We start from the raw sequence: 26,999 nt of genomic DNA, 5'->3' as shown, positions 1-26,999 counted from the left end.
CTGCCTGACGTCGAGGAGTACATCCGCAAGATTCGTTCCCTATGCCGTTTGCTCTCACGCCCGCCTTGGTTCCAAGTCGGGCGAGCCGCCGCGTTCATGCGACCTGTGGCGGCGCCACGTCGACGCCGCGCTCGCTGAGCACATCTTCGATCGCGGGCGAGCACGAGGTCGCGCCGGCGCATCCGCTGGGACTGCTGCGCGTGCAAAACGGCTACGTGGTGAGCGCCCCGCGCTGGATTCAGCCGAGTGAGGAAGGCGTCGAGATCGGCGCGCTGGCAACGGGGGAGGGCGACATCACCGACGTCGGCGACGATGTCTCGGCCCGCCATGCCCATATCTGGTGCGATGCTCAAAATATCTGGCACGTCGAGGACTTGTCGTCCACCAACGGAACCGTGGTGGTAAACGGGGCCACGCGCGTCTGCATTCAGGTCGAGCCCGGCCGTTCCGCCCAACTCAATCCCGGCGACGAGCTCAAGCTCGGCGAATCCACTACCTACGCCATCCTCTTCGGTGCTCTCTAGCCGGCAGATAGGGACGTTCCTTTTCTGCCGGCTGGGGACATTCCTTGGCGCTCCAGAGCCGGTCGCCCGGGGATGGAGGGGCCATTTTGGCCCTTGGCGGTCACCCGAGGTAAACCTTTACCGCCCGCCTATATTTGCCGAAATTACACTTGACGGCGGGGTACAATAAACCCGCATGCGGATTTCCGTTGCGGGCGCTTCCCATCGCCGGGGCGTGCCCGGGAGCATCCGGCATGCGGCCTTTGCGGCGCTCGGTCATGTGCAAGACGGGCGGTCGGGTCTGTGGGGCGCATCAGCTGTCCCTCGCCTCGGCATGTCTTCTCTCCACGCCACGTACCTGCTGCTGAGCCTGCCTGCCAGATGATTGGAAGCAACAGCGTAAATCCCATCACGCCAACATCCCGGCGATCGCCGGGGCCTGTATACCTATATGAGAGGAGAGGGGTATATGGCGCGTAAGTTTAAGTCTATGGACGGCAACGAGGCGGCCGCATATGTTTCGTATGCGTACACCGAGGTAGCGGGAATCTATCCCATTACGCCGTCCAGCCCGATGGCCGACCATGTCGACCAGTGGGCGGCCCAGGGTCGCAAGAATATCTTCGGCACCCCGGTCAAGGTCGTCGAGATGGAGTCCGAGGCAGGTGCAGCCGGTACCGTTCACGGTTCGCTGGGCGCCGGTGCTCTGACCACCACCTACACGGCTTCTCAGGGTCTGCTCCTGATGATTCCGAACATGTACAAGATCGCGGGCGAGCAGCTCCCGGGCGTCTTCCACGTCTCCGCGCGTTGCGTCGCTTCCCACGCCCTGAACATTTTTGGCGATCACTCCGACGTCATGGCTTGTCGTCAGACCGGCTTCGCCATGCTCGCCGAGGGCAACGTCCAGGAGGTCATGGACCTCTCGCCGGTGGCTCACCTTGCCGCCATCGAGGGTAAGACCCCGTTCCTTAACTTCTTCGACGGCTTCCGCACCAGCCACGAGATCCAGAAGGTCGCCATGTGGGACTACAAGGATCTGGCCGAGATGTGCGACATGGACGCCGTCCAGGCTTTCCGCGACCACGCGCTCAACCCTGAGCACCCGCACACCCGCGGTAGCCACGAGAACGGCGATATCTTCTTCCAGAACCGTGAGGCCTGCAACAAGGTCTACGACGAGCTTCCCGCCGTCGTCGAGGGCTACATGAAGAAGATCAACGAGAAGCTCGGCACCGATTACGGCCTGTTCAACTACTACGGCGCTCCCGATGCCGACCGCGTCGTCGTGTGCATGGGCTCCTTCTGCGACGTGCTCGAGGAAGTCATCGACTACCTCAACGCTCACGGCGAGAAGGTCGGCCTGGTCAAGGTTCGTCTGTTCCGTCCGTTCTCCATCAAGCACTTCGTCGACGTTCTCCCCGAGACCGTCCAGAAGATCGCCGTCATGGACCGTACCAAGGAGCCGGGTTCCATCGGCGAGCCGCTCTACCAGGACGTCGTCTCCGCTCTCTACGAGGCCGGCAAGACGGGCATCAAGGTCGTCGGCGGCCGTTATGGCCTGGGCAGCAAGGACACGCCTCCCGCGTCCGCGTTCGCTGTCTTCGAGGAGCTCAAGAAGGACGAGCCCAAGCGCGAGTTCACCATCGGCATTGTCGATGACGTGACCAACCTGAGCCTGCCCGAGGCCGAGGATGCGCCCAACACCGCAGCCCCCGGCACCATCGAGTGCAAGTTCTGGGGTCTGGGTGGCGACGGTACCGTCGGCGCCAACAAGAACTCGATCAAGATCATCGGCGACCACACCGACAAGTACGTCCAGGCCTACTTCCAGTACGACTCCAAGAAGACCGGCGGCGTCACCGTCTCGCACCTGCGCTTTGGTGATTCTCCGATCCGTTCGCCGTACTACGTGACCAAGGCCGACTTTGTCGCTTGCCACAACCCCAGCTACATCGTTAAGGGCTTCAAGATGGTCCGCGACGTCAAGCCGGGCGGCACCTTCCTGGTCAACTGCCAGTGGAGCGACGAGGAGTTCGCCGAGCACATGCCCGCCGTGGCCAAGCGCTACATCGCGAACAACAACGTCAACGTCTACCTGATCGACGCTATCGACCTGGCCGCTAAGGTCGGCATGGGCAAGCGCACCAACACGGTGCTCCAGTCCGCCTTCTTCGCGCTGGCCAAGGTCCTGCCCGCCGAGGACGCCCTGCAGTACATGAAGGACGCGGCTACCAAGTCCTACATGAAGAAGGGCCAGGCTATCGTTGACGCCAACCACAAGGCCATCGATGCCGGCGCTACCGCCTTCCGTAAGTTCGAGGTTCCGGCCGACTGGGCTACCGCCGAGGATGCCGCTCCCGTCGAGCTCTCCGAGGAGACCAAGTCCGCTATCGCCCAGCAGGTCAAGAACCTGCTCGAGCCCATCGATCGCATGGACGGCGACAGCCTGCCTGTTTCCGCCTTCGTCGATTGCGCCGACGGCCAGTTTGAGCTGGGCGCCTCCGCATACGAGAAGCGCGGCGTCGCCGTGGTTGTTCCCCACTGGGACGAGACCAAGTGCATCCAGTGCAACCAGTGCGCCTACGTGTGCCCGCATGCCACCATCCGTCCGTTCGCGATGACCGAGGACGAGGCTGCCGCCGCGCCCGAGGCTACCCGCACGCTCGACGCCATGGGCCCCAAGGCCAAGGGCATGAAGTTCACCATGGCTGTGTCCCCGCTCGACTGCATGGGCTGCACCAACTGCGTCAAGGTTTGCCCCAAGGGCGCCCTCGAGATGGTTCCCACCGAGCAGGAGATGGACCAGCAGCCCGTTTGGGACTACATGGTCGAGAGCGTCTCCGAGAAGAAGGAGCTCATCGCGGCCAACGTCAAGGGCAGCCAGTTTAAGCAGCCCTACCTGGAGTTCTCCGGCTCCTGCGCCGGCTGCGCCGAGACCGCCTATGCACGTCTGGTGACCCAGGTCGCCGGCGACCGCATGTTCATTTCCAACGCCACCGGCTGCTCCTCCATTTGGGGCAACCCCGCTGCCACCGCTCCTTACTGCAAGGACAAGGACGGTCACGGCCCGGCGTGGAACAACTCCCTGTTCGAGGACAATGCCGAGCACGGTCTGGGCATGGCCGTTGGCTATGAGGCCGTTCAGCACAAGCTGATCGCCGCTACCCAGGACATCATCGCTGCCGATGGTCCGTCCGATGAGCTCAAGGCCGCCGGCCAGGCTTGGATCGACTCCGTCAACGACGCCGAGGCCTCCAAGACCGCTGCCGCTGCCTACGTTGCCGAGCTCGAGAAGTGCGGCTGTGACGCTTCCAAGGCGATCCTCGCCGACAAGGCTTACCTCACCAAGAAGTCCTTCTGGATCTTCGGCGGCGACGGTTGGGCTTACGACATCGGCTTCGGTGGCCTGGACCACGTCCTGGCTTCCGGCCACAACGTCAACGTCTTCGTCTTCGACACCGAGGTCTACTCCAACACCGGCGGTCAGGCCTCCAAGGCCTCGAACCTGGGCCAGGTTGCTCAGTTCGCCGCTGCCGGTAAGGTGACCAAGAAGAAGTCCCTGGCCGAGATCGCCATGAGCTACGGCTACGTCTACGTGGCGCAGGTCGCCATGGGCGCCAACCCGGCTCAGACCCTCAAGGCCATCCACGAGGCCGAGGCCTACGACGGCCCGTCCCTCATCATCGGCTACAGCCCCTGCGAGATGCACTCCATCAAGAAGGGCGGCATGCAGAACTGCCAGGCCGAGATGAAGAAGGCCGTCGAGTGCGGTTACTGGAACCTCTTCCGCTTCAACCCCGAGGCTGCTGCCGGCAAGAAGTTCTCGCTCGATTCCAAGGAGCCCGCGGGCGGCTATCAGGAGTTCCTGATGAACGAGGCCCGTTACGCTTCGCTGACGCGTTCCTTCCCCGAGCGCGCCGAGGAGCTCTTCAAGGAGAACGAGCAGGCCGCTATGGACCGCTACGCTCACCTGCTGAAGCTCAAGACGGTGTACAACGAGGCCTAGGTCTCCCACCGCAGGATCTGAGGGCTGACCTTCGCGGACGTCCTCGGACATGAAAGAACCCCCGCTGCGCACTACGTGCGGCGGGGGTTCTTTCGTCCTGCGGAGTGTCCGCGAAGGTCAGCCCTCAGATCCTGCTACGACTACGTCCTTGGATTGTGTGGGCGGATGAAGGACGTAGTTGGCCGGGAATTCCGTCCCCTTCGCTGTTTCGCGGCTTTGCCGCGAAAGGCGCGTTACTTTGGGGATGGATGGGGGGCGTGGCTGTTGCAACGCCTTATCCCTTTGCTTTTTCGCGCCTTTGGCGCGAAACGCGCAGCACCTTGGGAAATGCATTGATGTGTGGACGGGGCTGGATTGCGGATTCAAATGGCTAGAGAGATATGGGTGCGAACGAGAAATCGTTATTGGGGTCATCCTTTTCCATAAACTCATCGAGACAAAACGTCATGTAGATTGGAACGTACAGAACCTTGCCCTCTTTGCTGAGATTCTCGTGGCTTAGTACAACGGCTTCGGGAATTTTGTACTCGCCCACACTCATCAGACGATCGAGGGCCGCGTGCGCTCGAACTTTCTTGCCCGATTTGACCTCGATTGGGACAACATGACCGTGGACGCCTTCGATCACAAAGTCAACTTCACCGACCTCACGCGTTTGGTAGTACCATGCATCCGCCCCGAGGGCAACGAGTTCCTGCGCGACCACGTTCTCATAGAGACCACCAAGGTTGGGAGTTTTCATATCAAGATAGACAGCGCGTGCGGTGCTGCCGGGGTATCGCGATGCGAGCATGCCTGTATCAGACTCGTATAGTTTGAAGGCTGTCGTTTTCTCCGTCCTCTTGAGAGGACTCCGTGGCTCCGTCACCCTGGCGACCATCAATCCAACACCTGCGTTAACAAGCCACAGGAAATCCTGCTCATATTTTTTAAGGCGAGCTCCCTCACCCAGAGACGAAACAACAAAGCGATGAGACTCCGCCTCAAGCTGAACGGGAATTTGCTCAAAAATCGACCGAACGTTAAACGCTCGAGTCGATGCATATTTTGAGATATCGCTTTTGTACTGATCGACCAGCTGAGTTTGAAGCTCACGTGTGCTCACGAGCGAATAACCCGAATCAATATAATTCTGAACGACCTCCGGCATGCCGCCGCAAACGATATAGGCTCTATAGTTCTTGAGCATCGCCTCATGAATATAGTTTTCGACAGGATGTTTCTCGACAAGGCAGCTGCGAATGCCTGCAAGCACATTCTCGCTTACGCTGTTTGCCCAACAAAACTCTTCAAAATCCATCGGGCGCATAACAATGTGCTCTACATACCCCACCGGAAAAGAAGAGATCCCCTTAAACTCAGTCCCAAGCATAGACCCCGAGAAGACATAGCTAAAGCGCCCATCCTCGACCAACGCCTTCATGAGTGTAACGATCTGCGGATACTCCTGAATCTCATCGACAAAGACAAGCGTATCGCCCTCAACAAGCGGCGCATCCGCAAGAAGGGCTACGCGGTTGATAAAGTCAACGGAGTTCTTTGCGCCAACAAGTGCATTCCTTGCTTCGACATCGAGTAGTAAATTGACCTCAAAATACGAAGCGTAGTTGCTTTTTCCAAACGCGCGAATCGCATAGCTCTTGCCAATCTGACGCGCACCAGTAACGAGTAATGCCTTATTGGAGTTATTCTTCCAGCTCAAAAGCCTATCAGTGACCTTACGGCGTAGCATTAAACCCCCAAATGACAAAAATTGACAGATAGAATCGCCTAAAATCATACAAAAATTGGCAGATAATATTGTCGTAAATATACAAAAATTGGGAGATAGCAAAGGTTCGAATAGGCCTCAAAGCCACTGAAACAGTGCTCTACTTTGCGAAGGGGCTGGGGACGCTGTTGGGTGCGTCTCCAGCCCTCTGATTCTTACTTTGGATCCCGATGGTGGGGTGTTGTCGGTGCTGCTTGCTTGGTTACCTTGTCTCGCCGGACTCCGTGCGTAGGCGGTAGCCGTGGACGAGGTCGCTAATGGCCGGCCAGGGAATCTGGCGGTCGACCCAAAATTGGAGCTGGACCAGATAGCGCTCGGTGGCGCGGGTGAGGGCTGCAAACTGTTCGTGAGTCTCTACCTGGGCGTAGAGGTCGCGGCTGTGGGCGAGGATTGCCGTGGTGTCATCCATTTTGCCGGTGACGTCGAAGGCGCCCGAGAACCAGTCGCACAGGCGCGCGGCGATGTTGTTGATCGTTGCGAGGTCGGCGGTGCCGTCGTTGGCGTTTTCGTTGGCCTGGGCTCGCAGGAGGGAGAGGGCGTCGGCCGCGTTCATGCAGTAGCCGACGGTGAAGTTCCAGACGGCGAATTCGCGGCCTGTGTCAAGCTTGCGGCGGCGCATGTAGTCGATATCGCGCGGTTCCTCGAGCATCATTTGGTCGGCGAGGGCCTCAAGTGCAGTGGTGTACTCGGCAAGGTCGAGTGCGAGCAGGGTGTTGATATCCATCATCTTTAGGCCTCCGCTTCGATCTCGACGATTTCGTTTTTGATGCACATGCCCTGGTTGTCCCAGACATTGCGGCAGGCGGCGGCAAAGCGCTCGCGGTCGGCTTCGCAGATGCGGGCGAACATGTTGCAGGTGCCAAAGGGCTCGCACACGTCAAAGAAGATGCAGATTGACGACCATCCGCCATACCAGCTCACGGCGCCCGCCGGCTCGTGAAAAACGGGGTTCTCGATGTGCTCATAATTGGCAATGGGGCCCGATACGGGATAGGTTACCTCGGCATCGCAGATCTTGGCCGAAAAGATACGTGACTCGACCGGACAGGACGATTCGAACAGCTTGCATGTCTCGGGGGCCTTGTCCCAGAGCATATCGGCGAGAAACGTCTCGCCATTCAGCGTGATCTTGAGCATTTTTGTCATAGTAAGGACCTCCTCAATCCGTCGCTCAAGGGGTTCGCTGGCGGATAAGGAGAAGACAGCGGCGGGGTCGCCGAACCCAAACTTCACGACAGATCTCTGTCGCCCCAGCCCGCGCTGTTCTTCGCTAAAGTACCATGCCGCAATTGCGCGCGCAATATCAGTTTTTGATTTTCTGGAAGCGGCAATCGACGAGACGGCTCGCCGGCTGCCGGCCGACGCGCGGCAAAGGCACTCGTCTATTCCTTAAGTGGATGAAAAACGCCATGTTATTGCAGGGCTGCATACTCGTCCAATAAGTGCATAGAATCTCGTATAGTGCGAGTAAGATTTTGCGCTGTCTGTTTTATGTTTAGCAAAGATATAGTTTGCATAATCTGGTCTAATCCCTGCTCTATTAAAATAAAGTTGCACGTAAATGACGTAGATATGCTTGAGCTGGGTTTCTTTACGCTGAGCGGGTAAAAGCGACCGTTCACCGTTCAACTATTTTCAAAATGAATAAAATGAGCGATAAAGAGAATATAAACCTTAATAAACTCGCGTATCGCACGGGCGCGGGTTATTAATGGGTTGTAGGCCTTTTACAGAAAGGATTCCAGCAATGTCTAAGCCTCTTGGCAAGCCCGATCGTATCGTCGTCGCCCTTGGCGGCAACGCCCTCGGCAACAACCCCGTTGAGCAGATCGAGGCCGTGAGCAACACCGCTCACGCTCTCCTCGGCCTGATCGAGCAGGGCAACGAGATCATCATCACCCACGGCAACGGCCCGCAGGTTGGCATGATCCAGAACGCCTTCGCCGCTGCCCACGACGCCATCGGCACCCCCGAGATGCCGCTGCCCGAGTGCGGCGCCATGTCCCAGGGCTACATCGGTTATCACCTGCAGCAGGGCATCGGCCGCGAGATGCACAAGCGCTATAAGCGCTGGCACGCCGCCACCGTCGTCACCCAGATCGAGTGCGACCCGGACGATCCCGCGTTCAAGAACCCGACCAAGCCGATCGGCCCCTTCTACACTGAGGAGCAGGCCAAGGAGTTCATGGCCGAGGATCCCTCCAAGGTCTTCGTCGAGGATTCCGGTCGCGGCTGGCGTCGCGTCGTCGCTTCCCCCGATCCCAAGAAGATCGTCGAGGCTGACTCCATCCTCAACCTGCTCGATAACGAGTTCATCGTCATCGCCTGCGGTGGCGGCGGCATCCCCGTCGTCCGCGACTACGAGAACAAGGGCTGCTACAAGGGCGTTCCCGCCGTCATCGACAAGGACCTGGGCGGCGAGCTGCTGGCCGAGGACTGCGACGCCGACGTTCTGTTCCTGCTGACCGCCGTTGAGCATGTCGCCATCAACTTTGGCAAGCCCAACCAGGAGGAGCTCGAGGACATCACCGCCGACGAGGCCGAGCGCCTGGCCGACGAGGGTCAGTTCGGCAAGGGTTCCATGGAGCCCAAGGTCCGCGCTGCCATCAAGTTCGCCCGTTCCCGCAAGGGCCGCACCTGCATCATCGGCGCCCTGGACAAGGCCGCCGAGACCATGGCCGGCCTCTCCGGTACCCGCATCCACGAGTAGCCTCTACTCCATTGCCTCTCTCGTGGGCGCCAGGCAAGGCGCCCACAAACTAGCCTCTCTTCATGAGCCCCGCAGTCCGCTCCGACTGCGGGGCTTTTGCTATTTACCTAGTCCCCGATGGGTGGGTAGTCATTGGGGACGTTCTTAAACGACTAGTCAAACAAGAACGTCCTCAATGACTACTAATTTAAATCTGTCCCCAATGACTGCGGAAAGCGCATCTCACACCGACGCATTGCTTTCGGGCCCTCTCTCCGTGCTCCCTATAAGTTCAGCTGGACTCCCCGCAACCTGTTCCGCGTTGGCGGAACGAGCGCGACGTGGAGTGTCATTCTTTACCGCGTTAGACTAGACGCAGGGAAAGGAGGAGGACATGGATGCTCGCGTCAAGCAGCTTGTAAATATGATCGAGGACGCTCAGCCTGTCGCTGTCGCGGTGCTTGCCAAGCGTCTCGAGGTAAGCGAGCGCGCCGTGAGAAACTATATCCATCGCGCAAACGACAAGCTTGCGGGGGTTGCACGCATCGTTGGCAGCAAAGGGCAATATCGTATCGATGTTGCACATGCAGATGAGCTTGCTCGCTTGCTAGACAGTGCGGCTCTGGCCCATCCGGGCATTCCTGATACGCGCGACGGCCGTGTGTCCTTCCTTCTTAACGACCTTCTCATGCGGTCCCAGTGGGTGACGATTGAGGAGTATGCGGATTTACTCTACGTTTCGGCGCGAACTCTGTCCAATGACATGCGTCTGGTAGAGCAGAAACTCGCCCAATTTGACTTGACGCTCGAAAAGCGCCCTCGCTACGGAATCCGCGTTGCGGGTGGGGAGTCGCAACGGCGTCTGTGTCTGGCCTCGCTGGTGAGGCCCGTGTTGCCCGACACCGACGATGCAGAGCTCGCCGAGCGCCTGCGGGCCATCGCCGCATGTGTGGACGATGCCCTGACTGCCTCGCCCGTCACGGTGAGCTCGCTGGCATCCCGCAATCTCATCATGCATCTTTACATCGCTCTTGGCCGCATCGAGCAGGGCTGCTATGTCCCGGCTGCAGAATCGGACGTTTTAAAGCTGGAGGGAACGCGCGAATACGCTGCGGCTTTCCAGATTGCCGCAAACATCAAGGATGCCCTGGGCGTGAGCATGCCCCGAGAAGAGGTTGCCTTTATCGCAATCCATTTGCTCGGCAGGGGCACGGGCGTGCCCGAGAAGGGCTCGGCCGTTATCTCGGACGAGATGTGGGAGATCGCTTCCGAGATGGTATGTGCGGTCAACGATGAGTTTAGGTTTGACTTTAGCAGCGATCTTGAACTTCGCATGAACCTTGCTCGGCATATTGGCCCTCTGGGCTATCGCCTTGAATATCACATGCATATGGATAACCCCATGCTGCCCGATATCAAGACGAGGTTTCCGTTGGCCTATTCGATGGCGGCCGGCACCTCGCAGGTACTCGAGCGTCATTTTGGCAGCCAGCCCTCTGATGAGGAGCTCGGCTACATCGCCATGGCATTTGCCCTGGCCCTCGAGCAGCAAGCCGACCAGCCGCGTCGCAAACGCATCCTGATCGTGTGCGCCTCGGGAGCGGGAAGCGCCCGTATGCTCGAGCACCAGTACCGCAAGCAGTTTGGTATGTATATCGAGTCGATTGAGACATGCGACGTCGCCCGCGTGGGAACGCTCGACTTTTCGCACATCGACTACGTGTTCACAACGGTGCCGCTCAACGTCAAGTTGCCCGTGCCCGTCCGCGAGGCCGATTTCTTCTTGGAGACGAGCGATGTCAACGCTATCCGCAAGGTGCTGAGTGATGACGCTGCGCAATCGGACTCCCTGAGCGCTTTCTTTAGCCGTGCCCTGTTCTTCAACCGCGTTGAGGCGTCGTCGAAGCAGGCCGTTCTCCGATATCTCTCCGAGCGCGCCGTCGAGAGCGGCCGTGTCGATGCCCAGTTTGCCCAAGAGGTTGCCGAGCGCGAGAGCGCGAGTGCCACCTCGTTTGGCAATGGGGTGGCCATGCCCCATGGGATGCATCCTTTGAGCGCCGAGGCCTTTGTTACCGTGGGCCTGCTCGAACATCCCATTCTTTGGGACGAATACGGCCATGAGGTCGATATCGTCTTTATGGTGTCGTTTGCCCGGTCGGGCGGCGATGAGGCGCGGATCTTGAGCTCGCTGCTCGCTGAGATCTTTATGGACCGCCAGGGGGTCGAGCGCTTACGCGAGCGCCGGTCCTGGCATGAGCTGATGGCGCTTGTGCAAGCGCATACGGCTTAAGGCTTCTTTTGTCGAAAACCCTGCCTGCCTGCAATAAACCTCGAGGATTGCGGGTGGGAGATAGGCGTTTCGAATATTCAAGTACAAACCAAACATCACGGGAGAGGAGACCGTTATGGACGATCAGGGAACCGAGATGGTTTCGTTTCAGCTGGTCGCTGCAGCGGGAGAGGCGCGCAGCCTTGCCTTCGAGGCCCTTGAAAAGGCAAAGGCGGGGGATTTTGACGCTGCCGCCAAACTCATGAAGCAGTCAAAGGATGCGGGAATCAAAGCTCACCACATCCAAACGCAGCTGCTTTCGACCGAGGCGGCGGGCGAGCATCTGTCGGTGGATGTGTTGCTGGTCCATGCTCAGGACCACCTCATGTGCTCCATGCTTGCTCAGGAGCTCGTGCAGGAGCTGATCTGCCTGTATGAGCGCACTGCAGCCAAGAACGCCTAACGGCGTGCGGCGACTATCCAACCAATCAATGCGAAGGGAACCCCTTATGAAGATCCTTCTTGTTTGCGCAGCTGGCCTGTCTACAAGCATTCTGATGAAGAAACTCGAGAAATACGCGGAGCAAAACGGCATCGAGCTCGATATCGATGCGGTGGGTATCGGCGAGTATCAGGAGACCTGCGCCGATTATGACGTGCTGCTCTTGGGGCCGCAGGTGTCCTACCAGCTCAACACCGTCAAGCAGGGGAGCGGTAAGCCGACCGCGGTCATCCCCGCACAGGACTACGGCATGGGCAACGCCGCCAACGTGCTGGCACTCGCCCAGTCGCTGTTGGGCTAGGAGGCGACCATGGAAAAGTTCATGACCCTGCTTCAGGAAAAACTGACCCCTATTGCCAATTTCTGCGGCGCCGAGCGCCACTTTGCCTCCATGCAAAAGGGCTTTATGAGCGCGATCAGCTTCATCTTGGTCTCTGCCGTCTTTATGATCATCGCCAACCCGCCGGTCACGGCCGACCTGGTGGCGCGGGGCGGGTTCTGGTCCGTCTTTGGCCCTTGGCTCGATTTTGCCACGGCCAATAAGCTCACGCTGCTCATCCCGTTCAACATGACGATGGGCATACTGTCGGTGATCGTGACGTTCGCAATCGCCTATAACCTGGCGGGCACCTACAAGATGCCCAAGCTTAACGCCGGTATGACCTCGCTGGTGATGTTCCTGATCGCCGCGGCGCCGTCGTCCTACTACCAGCTTGCTGATGAGTCCGTGCTCCAGGCGGTCCCCTGCACCTATCTGGGTGCGCAGGGCCTGTTTACCGCCATCATCGTTGCCCTGGTCTCCGTCGAGGTCGCGCACTTCTGCCAGACCAAGGGCATCACCATCAAGATGCCCGATGGCGTGCCGCCGTTTTTGTCCGAAACCTTTGGCGCCATCGTGCCTATGCTCGCCAACATCCTCATCTTCTTTGGTGGCAACCTGCTGATCCAGATGATCGATCCCACGCTGTCCATCCCCTCGGTTATCGAGAAGCTGCTCGCTGCCCCGCTTTCCGTCGCAGTTGACTCTGTGCCCGGCGCACTGCTTATCTGCTTCATGACGCTGCTGTTTTGGTGCTTTGGCGTCCACGGCAACATGATCGTGATGCCCATCACCGCCCCGGTCACGCTTGCCGCCTTTGCTGCCAACGCCTCGCTCTACGCTGCTGGGCAGCCGCTTGAGTTCCACCCGGTACTCATGTCGATGGTCATCAACCTCATCGGCGGCACGGGCAATACGTTCTCTTTTGTGGCGCTCTGCGCGTTTAGGGCAAAGTCGCAGCAGCTTAAGGCATTTGGCAAGGCATCGATCGTGCCGAGCTTCTTCCGTATCTCCGAGCCCGCGATCTTTGGCGCACCCATCATCTTCAACCCGATCCTCATGATTCCGTTTGTGCTGGGCGGTATGATTTCGGCCCTGCTGTATTGGGGTGCAATCTCACTGGGTCTTGTCTCTAACTTCTACATCTTGGTGAGCGGCACGTTCCCCATCTTCGTTCAGGGCTTTATCCAGTGCCTCGACCCGCGCATCTGGGTATTTACGGTCGTTTTGATCGTGGTCATGGCTGTGGTCTGGTACCCGTTCTTTAAGGTGTACGACAACCAGCTCCTGGCACAGGAGCAGGAGAACGCCGCGGCAGCTTCTGCCAAGGATACTGAGTAGCATGGGTTACTTTGACAGAACGTCTGCTGCCGGTATGCCCGAGGGCTTTTTGTGGGGCGGCGCGCTCGCTGCCAACCAGGCCGAAGGGGGCTGGAACGAGGGCGGCCGCGGTATGTCGCACTCCGACCTGATTCCACAGGGTCCCGACCGCTGGGATGTGATGGTTGGCAGGCAAAAGCCCGTGGATGATCCGGACAGGCTGTATCCATGCCGTTGGGGCAACGACTTCTTCCATCATTGGCGCGAGGACGTCGAGCTCTTTGCCGAGATGGGCTTTAAGTGCCTGCGTCTTTCAATTTGTTGGAGCCGTATTTTTCCCACAGGGATGGAGGCCGAGCCCAACAGTGAGGGCTTGGAGTTTTACCGTCAGGTATTCGAGGCGCTGCGCGAGCACGGAATCGAGCCGCTCGTGACGCTGTCGCACTACGACTATCCGTTGGCTCTGGTCGAGCACTATGGTGGATGGCAAAGCCGAGAGATGATCGAGCGGTATGCGCACTACGTCGAGACCGTCGGACGTGCGTACCAGGGCCTCGTGCGTTATTGGCTCACCTTCAACGAGATCAACAGCGTGGCGCTGTCCTATCTCAACGCGGGCGTCACGCTCGAGGATGAGCGTGACCGTGCAGCCGTGACCGCGGCGTTCTCGCACCATATGTTTATGGCGAGCGCTCGCGCCGTCGAGATCCTGCACAAGATCGATCCCGCAAACAAGGTGGGTTGCATGATCGCTGCCGGTGCGACCTATCCGTACCGTTGTGCGCCCGAGGACGTATGGCTTGCGTATGAGGAGGACCGCGGCCGCTACTTCTACACTGACGTGATGGCTGCGGGCGCCTATCCTACTTGGAAGCTGCGTGCGCTCGAGAAAGAGGGTGTTTACGTGCCCTTTGAGCCGGGCGATACGGAGTGTCTGGCCGAGCATACCGTCGACTTCATCTCGTTCTCGTACTATTGCTCGCGCTTGGTGTGCGCCGATGACCAGGTGATCGCTGAGAAGGCGGAGGGCAACGTGTTCCCGACGCTGCGCAATCCGTACCTCAAGGATAAAGAGACTGCCTGGAAATGGCAGATCGATGCGCTGGGTTTGCGCGTGACGCTTGCCGGCTACCACGATCGTTACCATCTTCCGCTCTTTATCGCTGAGAACGGTGTGGGCGGACTCGATGCGCTGGAAGACGGCAAAGTCCACGATGCGTATCATATTGATTACCTGCGCAGGCATATTCTTGCGCTACGCGATGCAATTGTCGAGGACGGTGTTGACCTGATGGGATACACGCCGTGGGGCTGTATCGATCTGGTATCGGCCTCGACGGGGCAGATGAAGAAGCGCTATGGCTTTGTTTATGTCGATGCCGATGATACGGGCAAAGGCACGTTCGATCGCTACCGAAAGGACAGCTTCTGCTGGTATCAAAAGGTCATTGCATCAAATGGCGAGGACTTGAGTTAACCCTTGCAAGCCTGCTGCCCCCGCGGCCCGTTTCGGCCGCGGGGGCTTTTGCTATTTACCTAGTCCCCGATGAGACCCTCATTCTGTGGGTAGTCATTGGGGACGTTCCTAAACGACTAGTCATTTAAGTCTGTCCCCAATGACTGCGGAAACCCGGCACTTGGGGACGTTCCTTTTCTGCCGGCAGCTTGGAACAGTCCTTAAAGCCCGCATCAATCAACTGCGGAAAGCGCATCCCAGAATGAGCGTCCAACATGGGACATGGTTTCCCTTGAGGGCCTCAACCGGAAAATGCATCCCGGAATGTTGCCGGAAAGTGGAACGTAGTTTCCCAAACAGGCCGTGCGCGGAAAGTGCATCCCGCTATCGAACTTCAAAGCGGGATGCATTTTCCGTGCCAGCAGTTCCGGGCAGCCAACGACCACTCATTTAAGTCTGTCCCCAATGACTAGTAGTAGGCCCACATGGCTTCGACTTCGTTAAGGACCTCTACGACACCCCAGCGGCGGGCGCTGCGGCTGGCCGAGTTGGGGTCGAAGACTTCAATCTGGTCGGCGTCGTCAATACCGTAAAGCACAATGTAGTGGCCCACGTTGGTAAAGGTGCCCGGCCGAACAGCGGCGATGACGGGCGCTCCCGAACGCAGCGCCTGAGTCATCGAGTCGCGATCGTTATGGAGCTCCGTTCCGTTAAGTCCCAACTGCCACGCGCCGCTCGTCATAAACGACCATTCGGTTGCACCGGTGGGGGCGTAATTGCCCGCCTCGGAAAGCGCGCACATATCGACGGGGGTCATATCGGTGCGTCCCGTCTTAAAGATATAGACCATGGTGAGGCACGTAGGCCCGCAGGCATTTTGGCGGATGGTACCGCCGGCGTAAGGCAGCTCCGACCATGCAGGGTCGATCTGATAGATATGGGGCATCGTGCCGGCTTGCCATTGCGAGCGCGGGGTCGAAAAGGCGAAAGAATAACCGGGCGCGACGGGGGCCTTGAGCAGCTTGTCCTCGGCGGTGGGCTCAAGGCCGGCCGAGCCGTGGGACATACAGGAGCTCATAAGCACAAAGACCAGACAGATGAGGATAGAGCACAGTGCGAGGCAAAGTCGACGAGCCGGAAGGGCGGGGGCATTCACGTACGATGTCGAGCGGTAGGGCTTGCCGTCGCGTCCGCCTTGGGAATGCGAAAAGAAGCGGTTGATATGGATGCCGGACTGACGTGCGCCGTTGCGGCGCAGTTGCGGAACCTCGGCCTGGCGCTGTCGAGTGCGCGCGCCCAGGCGGCTATCTTGCTGCGCGCTTGTGCCCGTGCTCGGACGGTCACTCTGCCGTGTTCTGCTTGTCTGCTGCCGAGACGAAGGCCTGGGTTGCTCTTGAGGGCGTTGCGGATTGCTGCTCGTGGCACTTCTAGGCGTCGGCGTGGTGCGGCCAGCAAGGCGAACGCTTTGTCGCCGTTGATCACCGTCGTTGTATCCGTATGCCATTCGTACCGCCTTGTCTCATGTATAACCTGTCTATCCTACAAAAAAGATGTGCAACAAATGGGTCTGCGCGTCAAAAGCTCGGTAAACGGTACGAAAGGCGCAAAACACACGGTCTCAAAAACATCTCTCTATGCGCCCGATGAGCGTACGCCCGTTGGGCGGGCGGCAACAATGAGCGGCAAACCGTGCCGTTCGTCCCAAAAACGGCGCCGCTCGTTTTGCAGTTCTGCCTTCGGTCGAGCCACAAGCGGCGCTGCTGTGCCAAGGCCGTATCTTAAAGCCACGAAATAAAAGCGCGCGGCAAAACAGACCGCGCAAGGGGTGACGCCAAAGAGGCGTCAATAAGGAAAGGAGGGGAACAATGGCGGACAAGAACGCAGAAGTTGCAGTCGAAGGCAACGGCGGCATGAAGAAAACGCTTTCGCTCTGGAACTTCTTCACCATCGGTTTCGGTGCCATCATCGGTACCGGTTGGGTCCTGCAGGTCGGCGACTGGATGGTCGTGGGCGGCGGTCCCGTTCCCGCTATGATCGCATTCCTCTTGGGTGCAATCTTCCTCGTGCCCGTCGGAGCTGTTTTCGGTGAGCTCACGGCTGCTATCCCTATCTCGGGCGGCATCGTCGAGTATGTCGACCGTAGCTTTGGCCGTACGCTGAGCTACATCACCGGATGGCTTTTGGCCCTGGGCAACGGCATCCTGTGCCCGTGGGAGGCCATCGCCATTTCGACCCTCGTGTCCGAGATGTTCGGCAGCCTGCCCGGTCTTGAGTGGCTGCGCGCCGTCAAGCTCTACACCATCTTGGGCGCCGACGTTTACTTGTTCCCGACGCTAATCGCGCTCGGCTTTGCAGTCTACGTCATCTTCCTCAACTTCCGCGGTGCCAGCTCGGCCGCCAAGCTCCAGGCCTTCCTGACCAAGGCTCTGCTCTGCGGCATGCTGCTCGCCATGGGTGTCTCGCTGTTCACCGGTTCGCCGGAACACGCCATGCCCGTGTTCTCCCAGGTCACCGGTGCTGGCGGCGGCAAGCCCGCTACCGAGGGCACCAGCCTGTTCGCCGGCATCGTGTCGGTCCTGGTTTTGACCCCGTTCTTCTACGCCGGCTTCGATACCATTCCTCAGCAGGCTGAGGAAGCAGCCGAGGGCCTCAACTGGAACAAGTTCGGCAAGATCATCTCCCTGGCCCTGCTGGCCGCCGGCGGCTTCTACATGGTCTGCATCTACTCGTTCGGCACCATCCTCGACTGGCATGAGTTTGTTAAGAGCCCGGTTCCCGCGCTTGCCTGCCTCAAGGGCATCAACATGCTCCTGTACCTGGCCATGCTCGTCATCGCCACGCTTGGACCCATGGGCCCGATGAACTCCTTCTACGGCGCCACGAGCCGCATCATGCTCGCCATGGGCCGCAAGGGCCAGCTGCCCGAGAAGTTCGCCGAGGTCGATCCCAAGTCCGGCGCTCCCAAGCTCGCCTGCGCCGTTCTGGGCGTCATCACCGTCATCGGCCCGTTCCTGGGCAAGAACATGCTCATCCCTCTGACCAACGTGTCGGCTCTCGCCTTCATCTTCTCCTGCGGCATGGTCGCCCTCGCTTGCCTGCGCATGCGCTTCACCGAGCCCGACCTGCCTCGTCCCTACGAGGTGCCCGGCGGCAAGTTTGGCATCAGCCTCGCTGTCGCTGCCTGCGCCGTCATCATCGGCCTGCTCGTGGTCCCGTTCTCTCCCGCCTCCCTCAACATGGTGGAGTGGAGCATCGTGATCGGCTGGCTGGCCGTTGGCCTGGCCCTCATGGCTTTCACCAATTCCCGCAAAAAGTAACGCCGAGCCGGGGCGGATCAGGTGCGCGGGCCCCTCTCTTCCGCGCACCGAACCCGGCGCCACTTGGGTAGCTTTGTGAGGCCTTAACCCAACACGGCCTCGCCCACTATATGGATCCATAAGGAGGAACCATGTCCACTAAGTATGCAATCGTTGGCGGCAAGCTCATCGACGGTACCGGTGCCGAGCCGGTCGAGAACTCCCTCGTTCTCGTCGACGACAACGGCAAGATCGAGTACGCCGGTGCTATGCAGGACCTTCCCGAGGGCGTTGAGGTTATCGACGCCGCCGGCAAGACCGTCCTTCCCGGCCTGATCGACACCCACCTGCACTTCTCGGGCAACCTGACCGACGATGATACCGATTGGGTCATGCAGCCGCTCCTCGAGAAGCAGGCCGTCGCCGTGAAGCAGGCCTACGACTGCCTCACCCACGGCCTCACCACCGTCTGCGAGATCGGCCGCTTTGGTATCCAGATCCGTGACTGCATCGACAAGGGCGTCTTCAAGGGCCCGCGCGTTCTGGCCACCGGCCTTGGCTTCTGCCGCGTTGCCGGCCACGGCGACTCCCATCACTGCAGCCAGGAGCTCAACAAGGAATCGCACCCCTGGGGCGATCAGGTCGACGGTCCTTGGGATCTGCGCAAGGCCGTCCGTCGTCGCCTGCGCGAGAACCCCGATGCCATCAAGATCTGGGCTACCGGTGGCGGCATCTGGCGCTGGGACTCCGGCCGCGACCAGCACTACTGCTCCGAGGAGATTCAGGCCGTGGTCGAAGAGGCCAAGATGGTCGGCATCCCCGTGTGGAGCCACTGCTACAACAACCACGCCGCTGCCTACGATTCCGTTCGCTTTGGCTGCGAGCAGCTGATTCACGGCTTCGATATCGATGAGCGTACCATGGACCTCATGGCCGAGCAGGGCACCTTCTTCACCCCGACGATCGCCTTCCTGCCCACCTGGTACGCCACCTATCCGCCCGTCTACGTCCCCGAGCTGCACGACAAGTACGAGGGCACCCTGGTCGAGAAGGAGCTGCAGCGCAACTACGACTGCCTGCGCGAGGCCAAGAAGCGCGGCGTCGTCATGACGATCGGCTCCGACTCCTTCTCCTTCGTCACCCCGTACGGCACCTGCTCCATCGAGGAGATGTACGAGTTCGTCGACAAGATCGGCTTCACCCCGGTCGAGACCATCACCTGTGCCACCCTCAACGGTGCCAAGATGTGCCACATCGAGGACGAGACCGGTTCCATCGAGGCCGGCAAGTGCGCCGACCTGCTGGTCGTCAACGGTGACGTCGCCGCCGACATCCACGTGCTCAACACCGACAACATGGACGTCATCATGAAGGACGGCTGGATCGTCGAGGCTGGCACTTTTGGTGAGGCTAACAAATACAGCGCCTAAGATACCGTTTGTCGATGGCTTGATGTAAAACACAGTTTTTGATTGCATAATGCAATGGAGAGGGTCGCTTGCGGCCCTCTTTATTGCTATGGGTGCTACGGACAAGAGGGGATGACGGTGGATTTAAACAGGCTGATTCTGGGCAAGAGCTACAACTCTACCAAGGTCTTTCGTACGGCCCAGCATGTGGTTCAGGCCATCCTGCTCGGTATTGTCGTTCCGGCGCTTATCCTGCTGCTTATCTGGGATTTAACCGATAATCCCAATCCCGTTCCGGGCGTTGTCGTTATTGCCGGCCTGGTCATGCTGTGCTTCTTTTTCTCGTATGTCTTTGTGGTCCCCGACGACCTCACATCGAGCGCAACCGACCGTACGCTCGCCATCGCATCAAAAATATTCGCCTACACGTCGCGCGGCCTTACGCCCGAAGCGGCCCTGGGCGCCTCTAAAATTATCCTGTCCGAGACCATCGCCTCTGCCATCTGCTTTACCGATGGCAAACAGGTGCTGGCAAGCTGGGGCGAGGACTCGGCAAAGTGCCCTGCCGGCACCCCGGTCGTGCTCAAGACCACGCTCAACGTGATCGAGTCCGGCGAACAGAGTGTATTTTCGCGCGACGCCTCCAATGAGACGGGCGGCTATTTTCCCCGTCTGCGCGCCGGCATTGTCGCGCCGCTGACCGTGCGCGGGCATTGCGTGGGCACGCTCGAGCTGTATTACCCCCGCCTGAGCAGCATCGATATGCGCCAGACGGCGTTGGCCTCGGGCTTTGCCGATCTCATTTCCACGCAGCTCGCCAGCTTTGAGCTCGAGCGCCAGGACGAGCTCACGGCCCGCGTGGAGCTTCGCGCCCTGCAGTCGCAGGTCGACCCGCATTTTCTATTCAATACCATCAGCACCATCGTGTCGCTCGTTCGAACCGAGCCCGACAAGGCGCGATCGCTGCTGATCGATTTTTCCAATTATTACCGTCAGACGCTTTCTGACTCCGATACGCTCACCACGCTCGAGCACGAGGTGGAACAGGGCACTCGTTATATCAATCTTATGCAGGCCCGGTATGGCGACGGCCGTCTGCGCGTCTCGGTCGACATCGACTTTGAGGTGCGCGACAGCCTGGTACCGCCGTTTATCTTGCAGCCGCTGCTCGAAAACTGCATCAAGCATGCGCAGCGCGAGACCGAGCCGCTTTCTATTCGTGTTAGGGCTTTTGAGACCGATGACGGCTTGGAGATCATCGTCGAAGATGACGGCATCGGGATGAGCGAAGAAGTCTGCGCGCATCTGTTTGAGCAGCATCGCCGAGAGGAGCCCGAGAGCATTACCGCCGACGGCTCCGTCAAGCGAGGTTGCGGCCTGGCGCTCTTCAACGTGCTTCAGCGCATCCATTTCTTTTACGGAGAAGATTCCGGCATGCGCGTGAAGTCCCAGGAGGGCGTGGGAACGCAGGTCATCGTTGAGTTGAACGGCGAGCCGCATGAGCCGGCGCCGTTGACGGTGTAGTACGCGGTTGGATTGAGAGAAAAAGAGGGGAAGCGCATATGTCCGAAGGCTGGAACATCTTGGTGGTTGATGACGAGCCTCCGATTAGGGCTGAGCTACGCTATCTGTTGGAAAAGGATACGCGTGTGGGTCAGATTGCCGAGGCGGGCAATGTCACCGAAGCCGTGGAGTCGATTCTGTCGAACAAGCCCGACGTGCTGTTTTTAGACATTACCATGCCCGGTCGCTCGGGAATTGAGCTTGCCGAGACGCTGCAGAACCTAAAGACGCCGCCGGTCGTGGTGTTTGTGACGGCATTTGCCGAGTACGCGGCCGATGCCTATAACCTCGATGCTGTCGATTACATCGTCAAACCGGTCGAGGATGCCCGCTTGTCAAAGGCACTCGACAAGATCGAGACTGCCCTGGGCGCTCGCCGTGTCGTCCATGCTCCGCGCCAGCCTTTGCGCCTGACGGTGGATCGCGGGGGCAAAAAGGTGTTCATTCCCGTGGCGGATGTCTGCTACTTTGAGGCGCGTGCCGATTTTTGCAACGCCGTTTGCGCCGAGGGAACATACCTGATCAATGAGTCGATTTCCTCGCTCGAGCGGCGCTTGGCCTCCGAGGGTTTTATTCGTGTCCACCGCAGTTATCTGGTCAATTTGGAAGACGTACATAATGTCGAGATCGGCTCCACGGGCCTGATGGAGCTCAGGCTCGACCGCGTGAGCTCGACGGTGCCCGTGTCCCGCCGTCGCGCCGCCGAGGTCAAGGCGCACCTGGGGCTTGCGTAGGCGGGCTGCACACCATCGTTTACCGCCGCAGGTTTGGCATGACCGCACGGTGGGCATAATGGGTGACATCGAATGAAATCGAAAGGATCATTATGCCCGCGCTCATTACGCATCATCTGTTTGGCGAGGAAAGCATCGACCGTCTTCCGCAGGGCGTTATCACGTCCGACGAGGAGCGCATCGCCTTTATCCTGGGAAACCAAGGTCCCGACCCGTTTTTCTTCCACATGCTCACGCCGCGCATCTCCGACTGCACGCTGCTTGCTCAGGTTATGCACCGCTCGCGCATGTCGCGCCAGTTCTCGTGCCTGCGCGACGGCGTGTCGCACCTGCAGCCGCGCGATGCCAACCTGGGTCGCGCCTTTGCGCTGGGCCTGCTGTCGCACTATGTGCTCGACCGCAATGCCCACCCCTTTGTCTACGAGCAGCAGTTTGGCATTGTTGAGTCCGACCCCGAGCTCGAGGCTTCGGGCAGTCAAGTTCACGCCGTGCTCGAAAGCGACCTGGACGTGCTGATGCTGCAGCTTAAACGTGACGGGGCCACGGTCGAGGATTATCCGCCGGCGGGCGAGATCGTCACCACCGACCGCATCAATCGCGTGGCCGGTGTGCTGATGAGCTACGTCGCCGGGCGCGTGTACGGTATCGACATCCCGGCGGGGGAGTACGCCGGCGCTGTAGCCGACATGCAGCTGCTCTACCGCACTATCGAGCCGGCCGGTTCGGCCAAGACGCGCGCGATTGCCCTGCTCGAGGGCTTGGTGCACGATTATTCGCTGCTCGACGGCCTTGCGCACCGTGTGACGACCGAGCTGCCCGAGCGTACCGGCAACCTGGGCCACTTGGCATGGAAGAACCCCTTTACTGACGAGGTCTCGAACGAGAGTTTCCCCGAGGTCTTTGACCGCGCGCTGGTCGATTACGAGTGCACGGTCGCCCGCTTTATCGAGACCGGCGATATGGAAGCCGTGACCAACCACGTCAATTACAGCGGTCGCGTGCTCGGCGCCGACGAAGAGTTCGACCGCGAGGAGTAGGGCTCGTGCGTGCCCCTTTGCCGAATCCTTACCGGCGCCTCTGGACAATTGGGGTACGATGAACTAACTGTATATCGGGCGAATACGAAGGGGCCCTGTCCATGAAATACACCAAGCTCGAGCGTAACTGGGTTATGTACGATGTGGGCAACTCGGCCCTCGTGCTGCTCAATACCTCGGTGGTGCCCATCTACTTTAACGCCATCAATACCGGTGCTTCCTCGGCAGACCTGGTGGTCGCCTGGGGCAACGCGCAGACGATTGCCTCGCTAGTCATTGCCATGCTCATGCCCATTCTGGGCGCGCTTGCCGATTACGCCGGCAACAAGATCAAGTTCTTCTTGGGCTTCTTCCTCACGGGCCTGGTCCTTTGCCTGGCGCAGGCTATCCCAATGTCCGCCATGGTATTTTTGACCGTGTACGTGCTGTGCACCATCGGCCTTAACTCTTCTATGACGTTCTACGACGCCATGCTGCCCGACATTACCACCGACGAGCGCATGGACGCCGTGTCCAGCTCGGGCTATGCCTGGGGCTACATCGGTTCCACCGTGCCGTTCATCATCTGCCTGGCGCTTATCATGGGTGGCCCCGCTCTTGGCGTCCCCACCATGCTGGCAACGCGTCTGTCGTTTATCATCACCGGTGCCTGGTGGCTCATCTTTACCCTGCCGCTCATTCGCACCTATAAGCAAAAGTACGGTCGCGAGCGCGGTCCCCAGGACACCATCGGCCACATCGTGGGCGGCGTGTTCTCCGAGGTCGGACATACCATGCGCGAAATCGCCCACAACAAGACCGTGCTGGTCTACATGATCGCGTTCTTCTTCTACATCGACGGTGTGCACACGGTCATTTCCATGGCAACCAGCTACGGATCGGCTTTGGGCATCGACTCGACCCAGCTGGTGCTGGCGCTGCTCGTCACGCAGTTTGTGGCCTTCCCGTCCGCCATCATCTACGGCAAGCTCGCCGGTCGCGTGGGCACACTCAATATGATCTTGGTGGCCGTCGCCGCCTACATGGGCATCGTGCTCTTTGCCGCGTTCTTCCTAAAGACCGCCTTTGAGTTCTGGGTGCTTGCCATTATGGTCGGCCTGTTCCAGGGCGGCGTGCAGGCGCTCAGCCGTAGCTACTTTGGCCGCATTATCCCTAAGGAAAAATCCAACGAGTACTACGGCTTCTTCGATATCTTTGGTCGTTATGCAAGCGTCATGGGCACCTTTCTAGTGTCGGTCGTCACCTCGCTGACCGGCAACCCGTCGCTGGGCGTCCTTTCCATTGGCGTGCTGCTGGTTGTTGGCTTTATGCTGCTGGTCCGCCTGTCCCGCATGACTCAGGCGGCGGCGTAAGGCAACCGGGCTCAGTACAGCAATTGTGCCTATCTGCAGTACTCTTTTGGAAGTAGCCGCATAAATCATTCTGACTTCCGAGCAATGTTTAGCCCAAGTGGGTATGATGGAATCAGCTAGGTCGCGGGGCGTCGCCTGTGTTTGGCGGCGCCCCGTTTTTGTGTTGCAAGGAGGGTAAAGGTATGAACGCCACGGTTGTGATCCCAACATATTGGGCGGGCGATGATACCCAAGCAAACGCTCCCGGCACCTACGATCACTCGACGTCGCTCAATGCCGCCAACCCGGAACTCGATCGCTGCCTGACTTCACTCGAACAGGTGCGCGACATTCCGCGCATCATTCTCTTGGTGGTCTGTCCGGTTTCTGCCACGGCCGACGTATCCCATCGCGTGCACGAAATCGTTAATGCGCATCCCACACTTAAGGTCACCGTCGTTACCAATACTCAGGCTTCGCGTGTTGCCGACCGCGTGGCACAGATTGCGCCCAAAGGCTCGGGCGAGTGCGTGAGCCTGCGCGGCTACGGCGCCATCCGCAACATGGGTCTTGCCTGCGCGGCGGTGCTGGGGCACGACGCGGTTGTGTTTTTGGATGACGACGAGACTGTTATCGATGCCGACTTTATGAAGCGTGCGACCTATGCGCTGGGCCAGCAGACGCGTCAGGGCCTGCCGATTTTAGTCAAGAGCGGATACTTTTACGATCGCGACGGGTCGCCGCTGGCTCCCACGGACAAAGTGGGCATTTGCCATCGCTGGTGGACCAAGCGTATCGAGTTCAATCGCTGGATGAAAAAGGCGCTCTCGGGCACCCGCATCTCGCGCTCCAATTACGTATGCGGCGGCCTGATGGCCCTGCACGCCCGCGCCTTTACGCGTGTGGCCTTCGACCCGTTTATCACCCGCGGCGAGGATCTGGACTACCTGTTTAACATGCGCATGTTCGGCTATGACGTGTGGTTCGATAACGAGTGGGCCGTGCGCCACCTGCCGCCCGAGTCCGAGAAGCGCTCGCCGCGCTTTATGCAGGACGTGTACCGTTGGTACTACGAGCGGGCCAAGCTGACGTTCGCTGCGCACCAAAAGGAGCTCATTCCGGTTACGGCCGCATCGCTCATGCCCTATCCGGGTCCGTGGATCTCGCGCGAGCTCGACGACCGCGTGCGCAAGACCGCCATGGTTCGCAGCATGTTTACCCGCGAGCACGAGGGGTATCTGCGCATCTGGCGTCATGGTATTGACGAGGCCAAGACCTATGCCCGCCAAAACGCCGCAAGCTACCTGCGTTTTCAGAGTTTCTGGCCCAAGATCATGGACGAACTTTGGCGCGACGCACAACTGATTAGCATCCTGGAGGGGGCTGAATGATCGACCGCCGCGCCCAGCGCGATAATTCAATTTCAATCTTTCGCATCATCGCCGTTGTCTGCGCCGTTTGCGTGTTGGCGTACTTTATCTTTGCCCTGGCGACTGGCATTGAGCCGATTGCCACGGTGATTGCCTGCGCGCTGCTGTGCATCTTCCTGTGCATCTTTATCTTTTTGACGCTCAATCCCGATTCGGTACGCTCCCAGTACACCGAGGAGACGCTCTCGGTTGCCTCGGCCATGCTCGAGGACATTAAGGGCGGTCTGACGCAGGAATCGGCGCTTTTGGTGTGCCGGCGTATCCTGCCCGAGACACGTGCCATGACCGTTGCCATCACCGATGAGGGCAACGTGCTGGCCTGCGCGGGCGAGTTCGAGGAAAAGCTGCTGCCCGATTCGCCCATCCACACGCTTGCCACGCGCTACGTTATTGAGCACGGCATCGTGCAGTCGTTCAACCGCGTGGTGGACGTGGTGGGTTCGGACGGTTCGCACAACCATGTTCCCGCCGGTATCATCGCGCCCATCAAGGTGGGCGATCGCACCGTCGGCACGCTCAAGTTCTACTACAAGACCCCGCGCGCCGTAGACCGCACCCAGTATGCGCTCGCCTCGGGTTTTGCCGAGATCCTGTCCACGCAGCTCGCCATCCACGAGCTCGAGGTGCAAAAGGAGCTCACGGCCCGTGCCGAGGTTCGTGCTCTGCAAGCGCAGATCAATCCGCACTTTCTGTTTAACACGCTCAACACCATCGCGTCGTTTACACGCACCGATCCGCTGCGTGCCCGCGAGCTGCTGCGCGAGTTCTCCTCGTTCTATCGCGCCACGCTCGACAACTCGGGGTCGCTTATCCCGGTCTCGCGCGAGGTTGCCCAGACCAAGCGCTACCTGACGTTTGAGAAGGCGCGCTTTGGCGAGGACCGCGTACTGGCGACCTTCGATGTCTCCGAGGATGTCGAGGACACGTTGGTCCCGGCCTTTGTAATCCAGCCCATCGTCGAGAACGCCGTGCGGCATGGCATGGGCGATGACGATGCCCTGCGGATCGACGTGACCGTCCATCAAGACGGCGACGACGCAATCCTGATTGCCGTAGCCGACAACGGCGTGGGCATGGACGAGGGCACCGCCGCCAGGCTGTTTGATGAGCGCTCCGCCCGCCCCGATGCCAGTTCCCCGCAAGGCGGCGGCGCCGGTGTGGCCATGCACAATATTTCTGAGCGCATCCATCGCTTTTATGGACCGCACTCTTATACGCGCGTCGAATCGGCGCCGGGCAAGGGCACCAAAGTGCTCCTGCACCTTGATTTGTCAGAGAGCATCTTTGACATTCAAGAGTAAAATAAAAGGCTATGGGCTCAACGCCAAGCGGCGGATGCCCGGCGTAGTTTGTTGACGAAA

Annotated in this window: 20 protein-coding genes; 16 read left to right on the top strand and 4 right to left on the bottom strand. The window is 59.5% G+C overall.

Annotation, left to right across the window (positions count from 1 at the left end; translation table 11 throughout):
• The first annotated feature begins 41 nt into the window (after positions 1-41).
• Together AAAX32_RS03135 and nifJ are read left to right on the top strand one after the other, a co-directional pair.
• Positions 42-524 carry an FHA domain-containing protein gene (locus AAAX32_RS03135; RefSeq protein WP_349099978.1) on the top strand — a complete coding sequence of 161 codons (483 nt, stop codon included), beginning with the start codon at positions 42-44 and terminating at the stop codon, positions 522-524.
• Positions 525-972: 448 nt separating this feature from the next.
• Positions 973-4,512 (top strand): pyruvate:ferredoxin (flavodoxin) oxidoreductase, encoded by a 3,540-nt coding sequence (gene nifJ, locus AAAX32_RS03130; protein ID WP_349099977.1) that lies wholly within the window; start codon positions 973-975, stop codon positions 4,510-4,512.
• 370 nt (positions 4,513-4,882) lie between these two features.
• On the opposite strand, the gene AAAX32_RS03125 is transcribed toward nifJ, so the two are convergent.
• The 3 genes from AAAX32_RS03125 to AAAX32_RS03115 form a co-directional block, all read right to left on the bottom strand.
• Entirely contained in the window at positions 4,883-6,244 is a 1,362-nt protein-coding gene (locus tag AAAX32_RS03125) for an ATP-binding protein (protein WP_055310073.1), read from the bottom strand.
• 241 nt (positions 6,245-6,485) lie between these two features.
• Positions 6,486-7,010, bottom strand: coding sequence for a hypothetical protein (locus AAAX32_RS03120; RefSeq protein ID WP_349099976.1), 525 nt, complete (start codon positions 7,008-7,010; stop codon positions 6,486-6,488).
• A 2-nt stretch (positions 7,011-7,012) separates the two neighbouring features.
• Positions 7,013-7,429, bottom strand: coding sequence for a DUF3830 family protein (locus tag AAAX32_RS03115; RefSeq protein WP_349099975.1), 417 nt, complete (start codon positions 7,427-7,429; stop codon positions 7,013-7,015).
• A gap of 601 nt (positions 7,430-8,030) precedes the next feature.
• Between AAAX32_RS03115 and arcC the strand changes: the two genes are divergently transcribed.
• The 6 genes from arcC (at position 8,031) to AAAX32_RS03085 (ending at position 14,859) form a co-directional block, all read left to right on the top strand.
• Entirely contained in the window at positions 8,031-8,993 is a 963-nt protein-coding gene (arcC, locus tag AAAX32_RS03110) for a carbamate kinase (protein WP_055310076.1), read from the top strand.
• Between the two features lie 373 nt (positions 8,994-9,366).
• The gene (locus tag AAAX32_RS03105) at positions 9,367-11,262 is read left to right on the top strand and encodes a BglG family transcription antiterminator (protein ID WP_349099974.1); all 1,896 of its coding nucleotides are present in this window, start codon (positions 9,367-9,369) and stop codon (positions 11,260-11,262) included.
• A gap of 115 nt (positions 11,263-11,377) precedes the next feature.
• Positions 11,378-11,704, top strand: a complete 327-nt coding sequence (locus tag AAAX32_RS03100; RefSeq protein ID WP_117565034.1) for a PTS lactose/cellobiose transporter subunit IIA — start codon at positions 11,378-11,380, stop codon at positions 11,702-11,704.
• A 46-nt stretch (positions 11,705-11,750) separates the two neighbouring features.
• Positions 11,751-12,044 (top strand): PTS sugar transporter subunit IIB, encoded by a 294-nt coding sequence (locus tag AAAX32_RS03095; protein WP_117565033.1) that lies wholly within the window; start codon positions 11,751-11,753, stop codon positions 12,042-12,044.
• Between the two features lie 9 nt (positions 12,045-12,053).
• On the top strand, positions 12,054-13,403 hold the full coding sequence (locus AAAX32_RS03090; RefSeq protein WP_349099973.1) for a PTS transporter subunit EIIC: 1,350 nt from the start codon (positions 12,054-12,056) through the stop codon (positions 13,401-13,403).
• Position 13,404: 1 nt separating this feature from the next.
• Positions 13,405-14,859: a family 1 glycosylhydrolase gene (locus AAAX32_RS03085; protein WP_349099972.1), complete on the top strand. Its 1,455-nt coding sequence runs from the start codon at positions 13,405-13,407 to the stop codon at positions 14,857-14,859.
• Between the two features lie 448 nt (positions 14,860-15,307).
• Here AAAX32_RS03085 and AAAX32_RS03080 read toward each other — a convergent pair whose 3' ends face one another.
• Positions 15,308-16,342 (bottom strand): C39 family peptidase, encoded by a 1,035-nt coding sequence (locus AAAX32_RS03080; protein WP_349099970.1) that lies wholly within the window; start codon positions 16,340-16,342, stop codon positions 15,308-15,310.
• Positions 16,343-16,703: 361 nt separating this feature from the next.
• Here AAAX32_RS03080 and AAAX32_RS03075 point away from each other — a divergent pair, with 361 nt between their 5' ends.
• The 8 genes from AAAX32_RS03075 to AAAX32_RS03040 all read left to right on the top strand — a co-directional run bounded on the left by AAAX32_RS03075 (position 16,704) and on the right by AAAX32_RS03040 (position 26,939).
• Positions 16,704-18,155 carry an APC family permease gene (locus AAAX32_RS03075; RefSeq protein ID WP_117646630.1) on the top strand — a complete coding sequence of 484 codons (1,452 nt, stop codon included), beginning with the start codon at positions 16,704-16,706 and terminating at the stop codon, positions 18,153-18,155.
• A 131-nt stretch (positions 18,156-18,286) separates the two neighbouring features.
• Positions 18,287-19,564, top strand: coding sequence for an amidohydrolase family protein (locus tag AAAX32_RS03070; protein ID WP_117633809.1), 1,278 nt, complete (start codon positions 18,287-18,289; stop codon positions 19,562-19,564).
• 117 nt (positions 19,565-19,681) lie between these two features.
• A complete protein-coding gene (locus AAAX32_RS03065; RefSeq protein WP_349099969.1) occupies positions 19,682-21,067 on the top strand; it encodes a histidine kinase in 1,386 nt (461 codons plus the stop codon).
• A gap of 38 nt (positions 21,068-21,105) precedes the next feature.
• Positions 21,106-21,840, top strand: coding sequence for a response regulator (locus AAAX32_RS03060; RefSeq protein ID WP_349099968.1), 735 nt, complete (start codon positions 21,106-21,108; stop codon positions 21,838-21,840).
• A gap of 92 nt (positions 21,841-21,932) precedes the next feature.
• Positions 21,933-22,877 carry a zinc dependent phospholipase C family protein gene (locus tag AAAX32_RS03055; RefSeq protein ID WP_349099967.1) on the top strand — a complete coding sequence of 315 codons (945 nt, stop codon included), beginning with the start codon at positions 21,933-21,935 and terminating at the stop codon, positions 22,875-22,877.
• A gap of 101 nt (positions 22,878-22,978) precedes the next feature.
• A complete protein-coding gene (locus AAAX32_RS03050) occupies positions 22,979-24,229 on the top strand; it encodes an MFS transporter (RefSeq protein WP_349099966.1) in 1,251 nt (416 codons plus the stop codon).
• 182 nt (positions 24,230-24,411) lie between these two features.
• Positions 24,412-25,599, top strand: a complete 1,188-nt coding sequence (locus AAAX32_RS03045; RefSeq protein ID WP_273375414.1) for a glycosyltransferase — start codon at positions 24,412-24,414, stop codon at positions 25,597-25,599.
• Entirely contained in the window at positions 25,596-26,939 is a 1,344-nt protein-coding gene (locus AAAX32_RS03040) for a histidine kinase (RefSeq protein ID WP_346971751.1), read from the top strand. The genes AAAX32_RS03045 and AAAX32_RS03040 overlap by 4 nt, the downstream gene beginning before the upstream one ends.
• Positions 26,940-26,999: the final 60 nt, after the last annotated feature.

It is taken from the genome of Collinsella sp. CLA-ER-H3, assembly GCF_040092425.1.
GTDB lineage: Bacteria > Actinomycetota > Coriobacteriia > Coriobacteriales > Coriobacteriaceae > Collinsella.
This window is presented reverse-complemented; position numbering and strand designations above follow the sequence as displayed.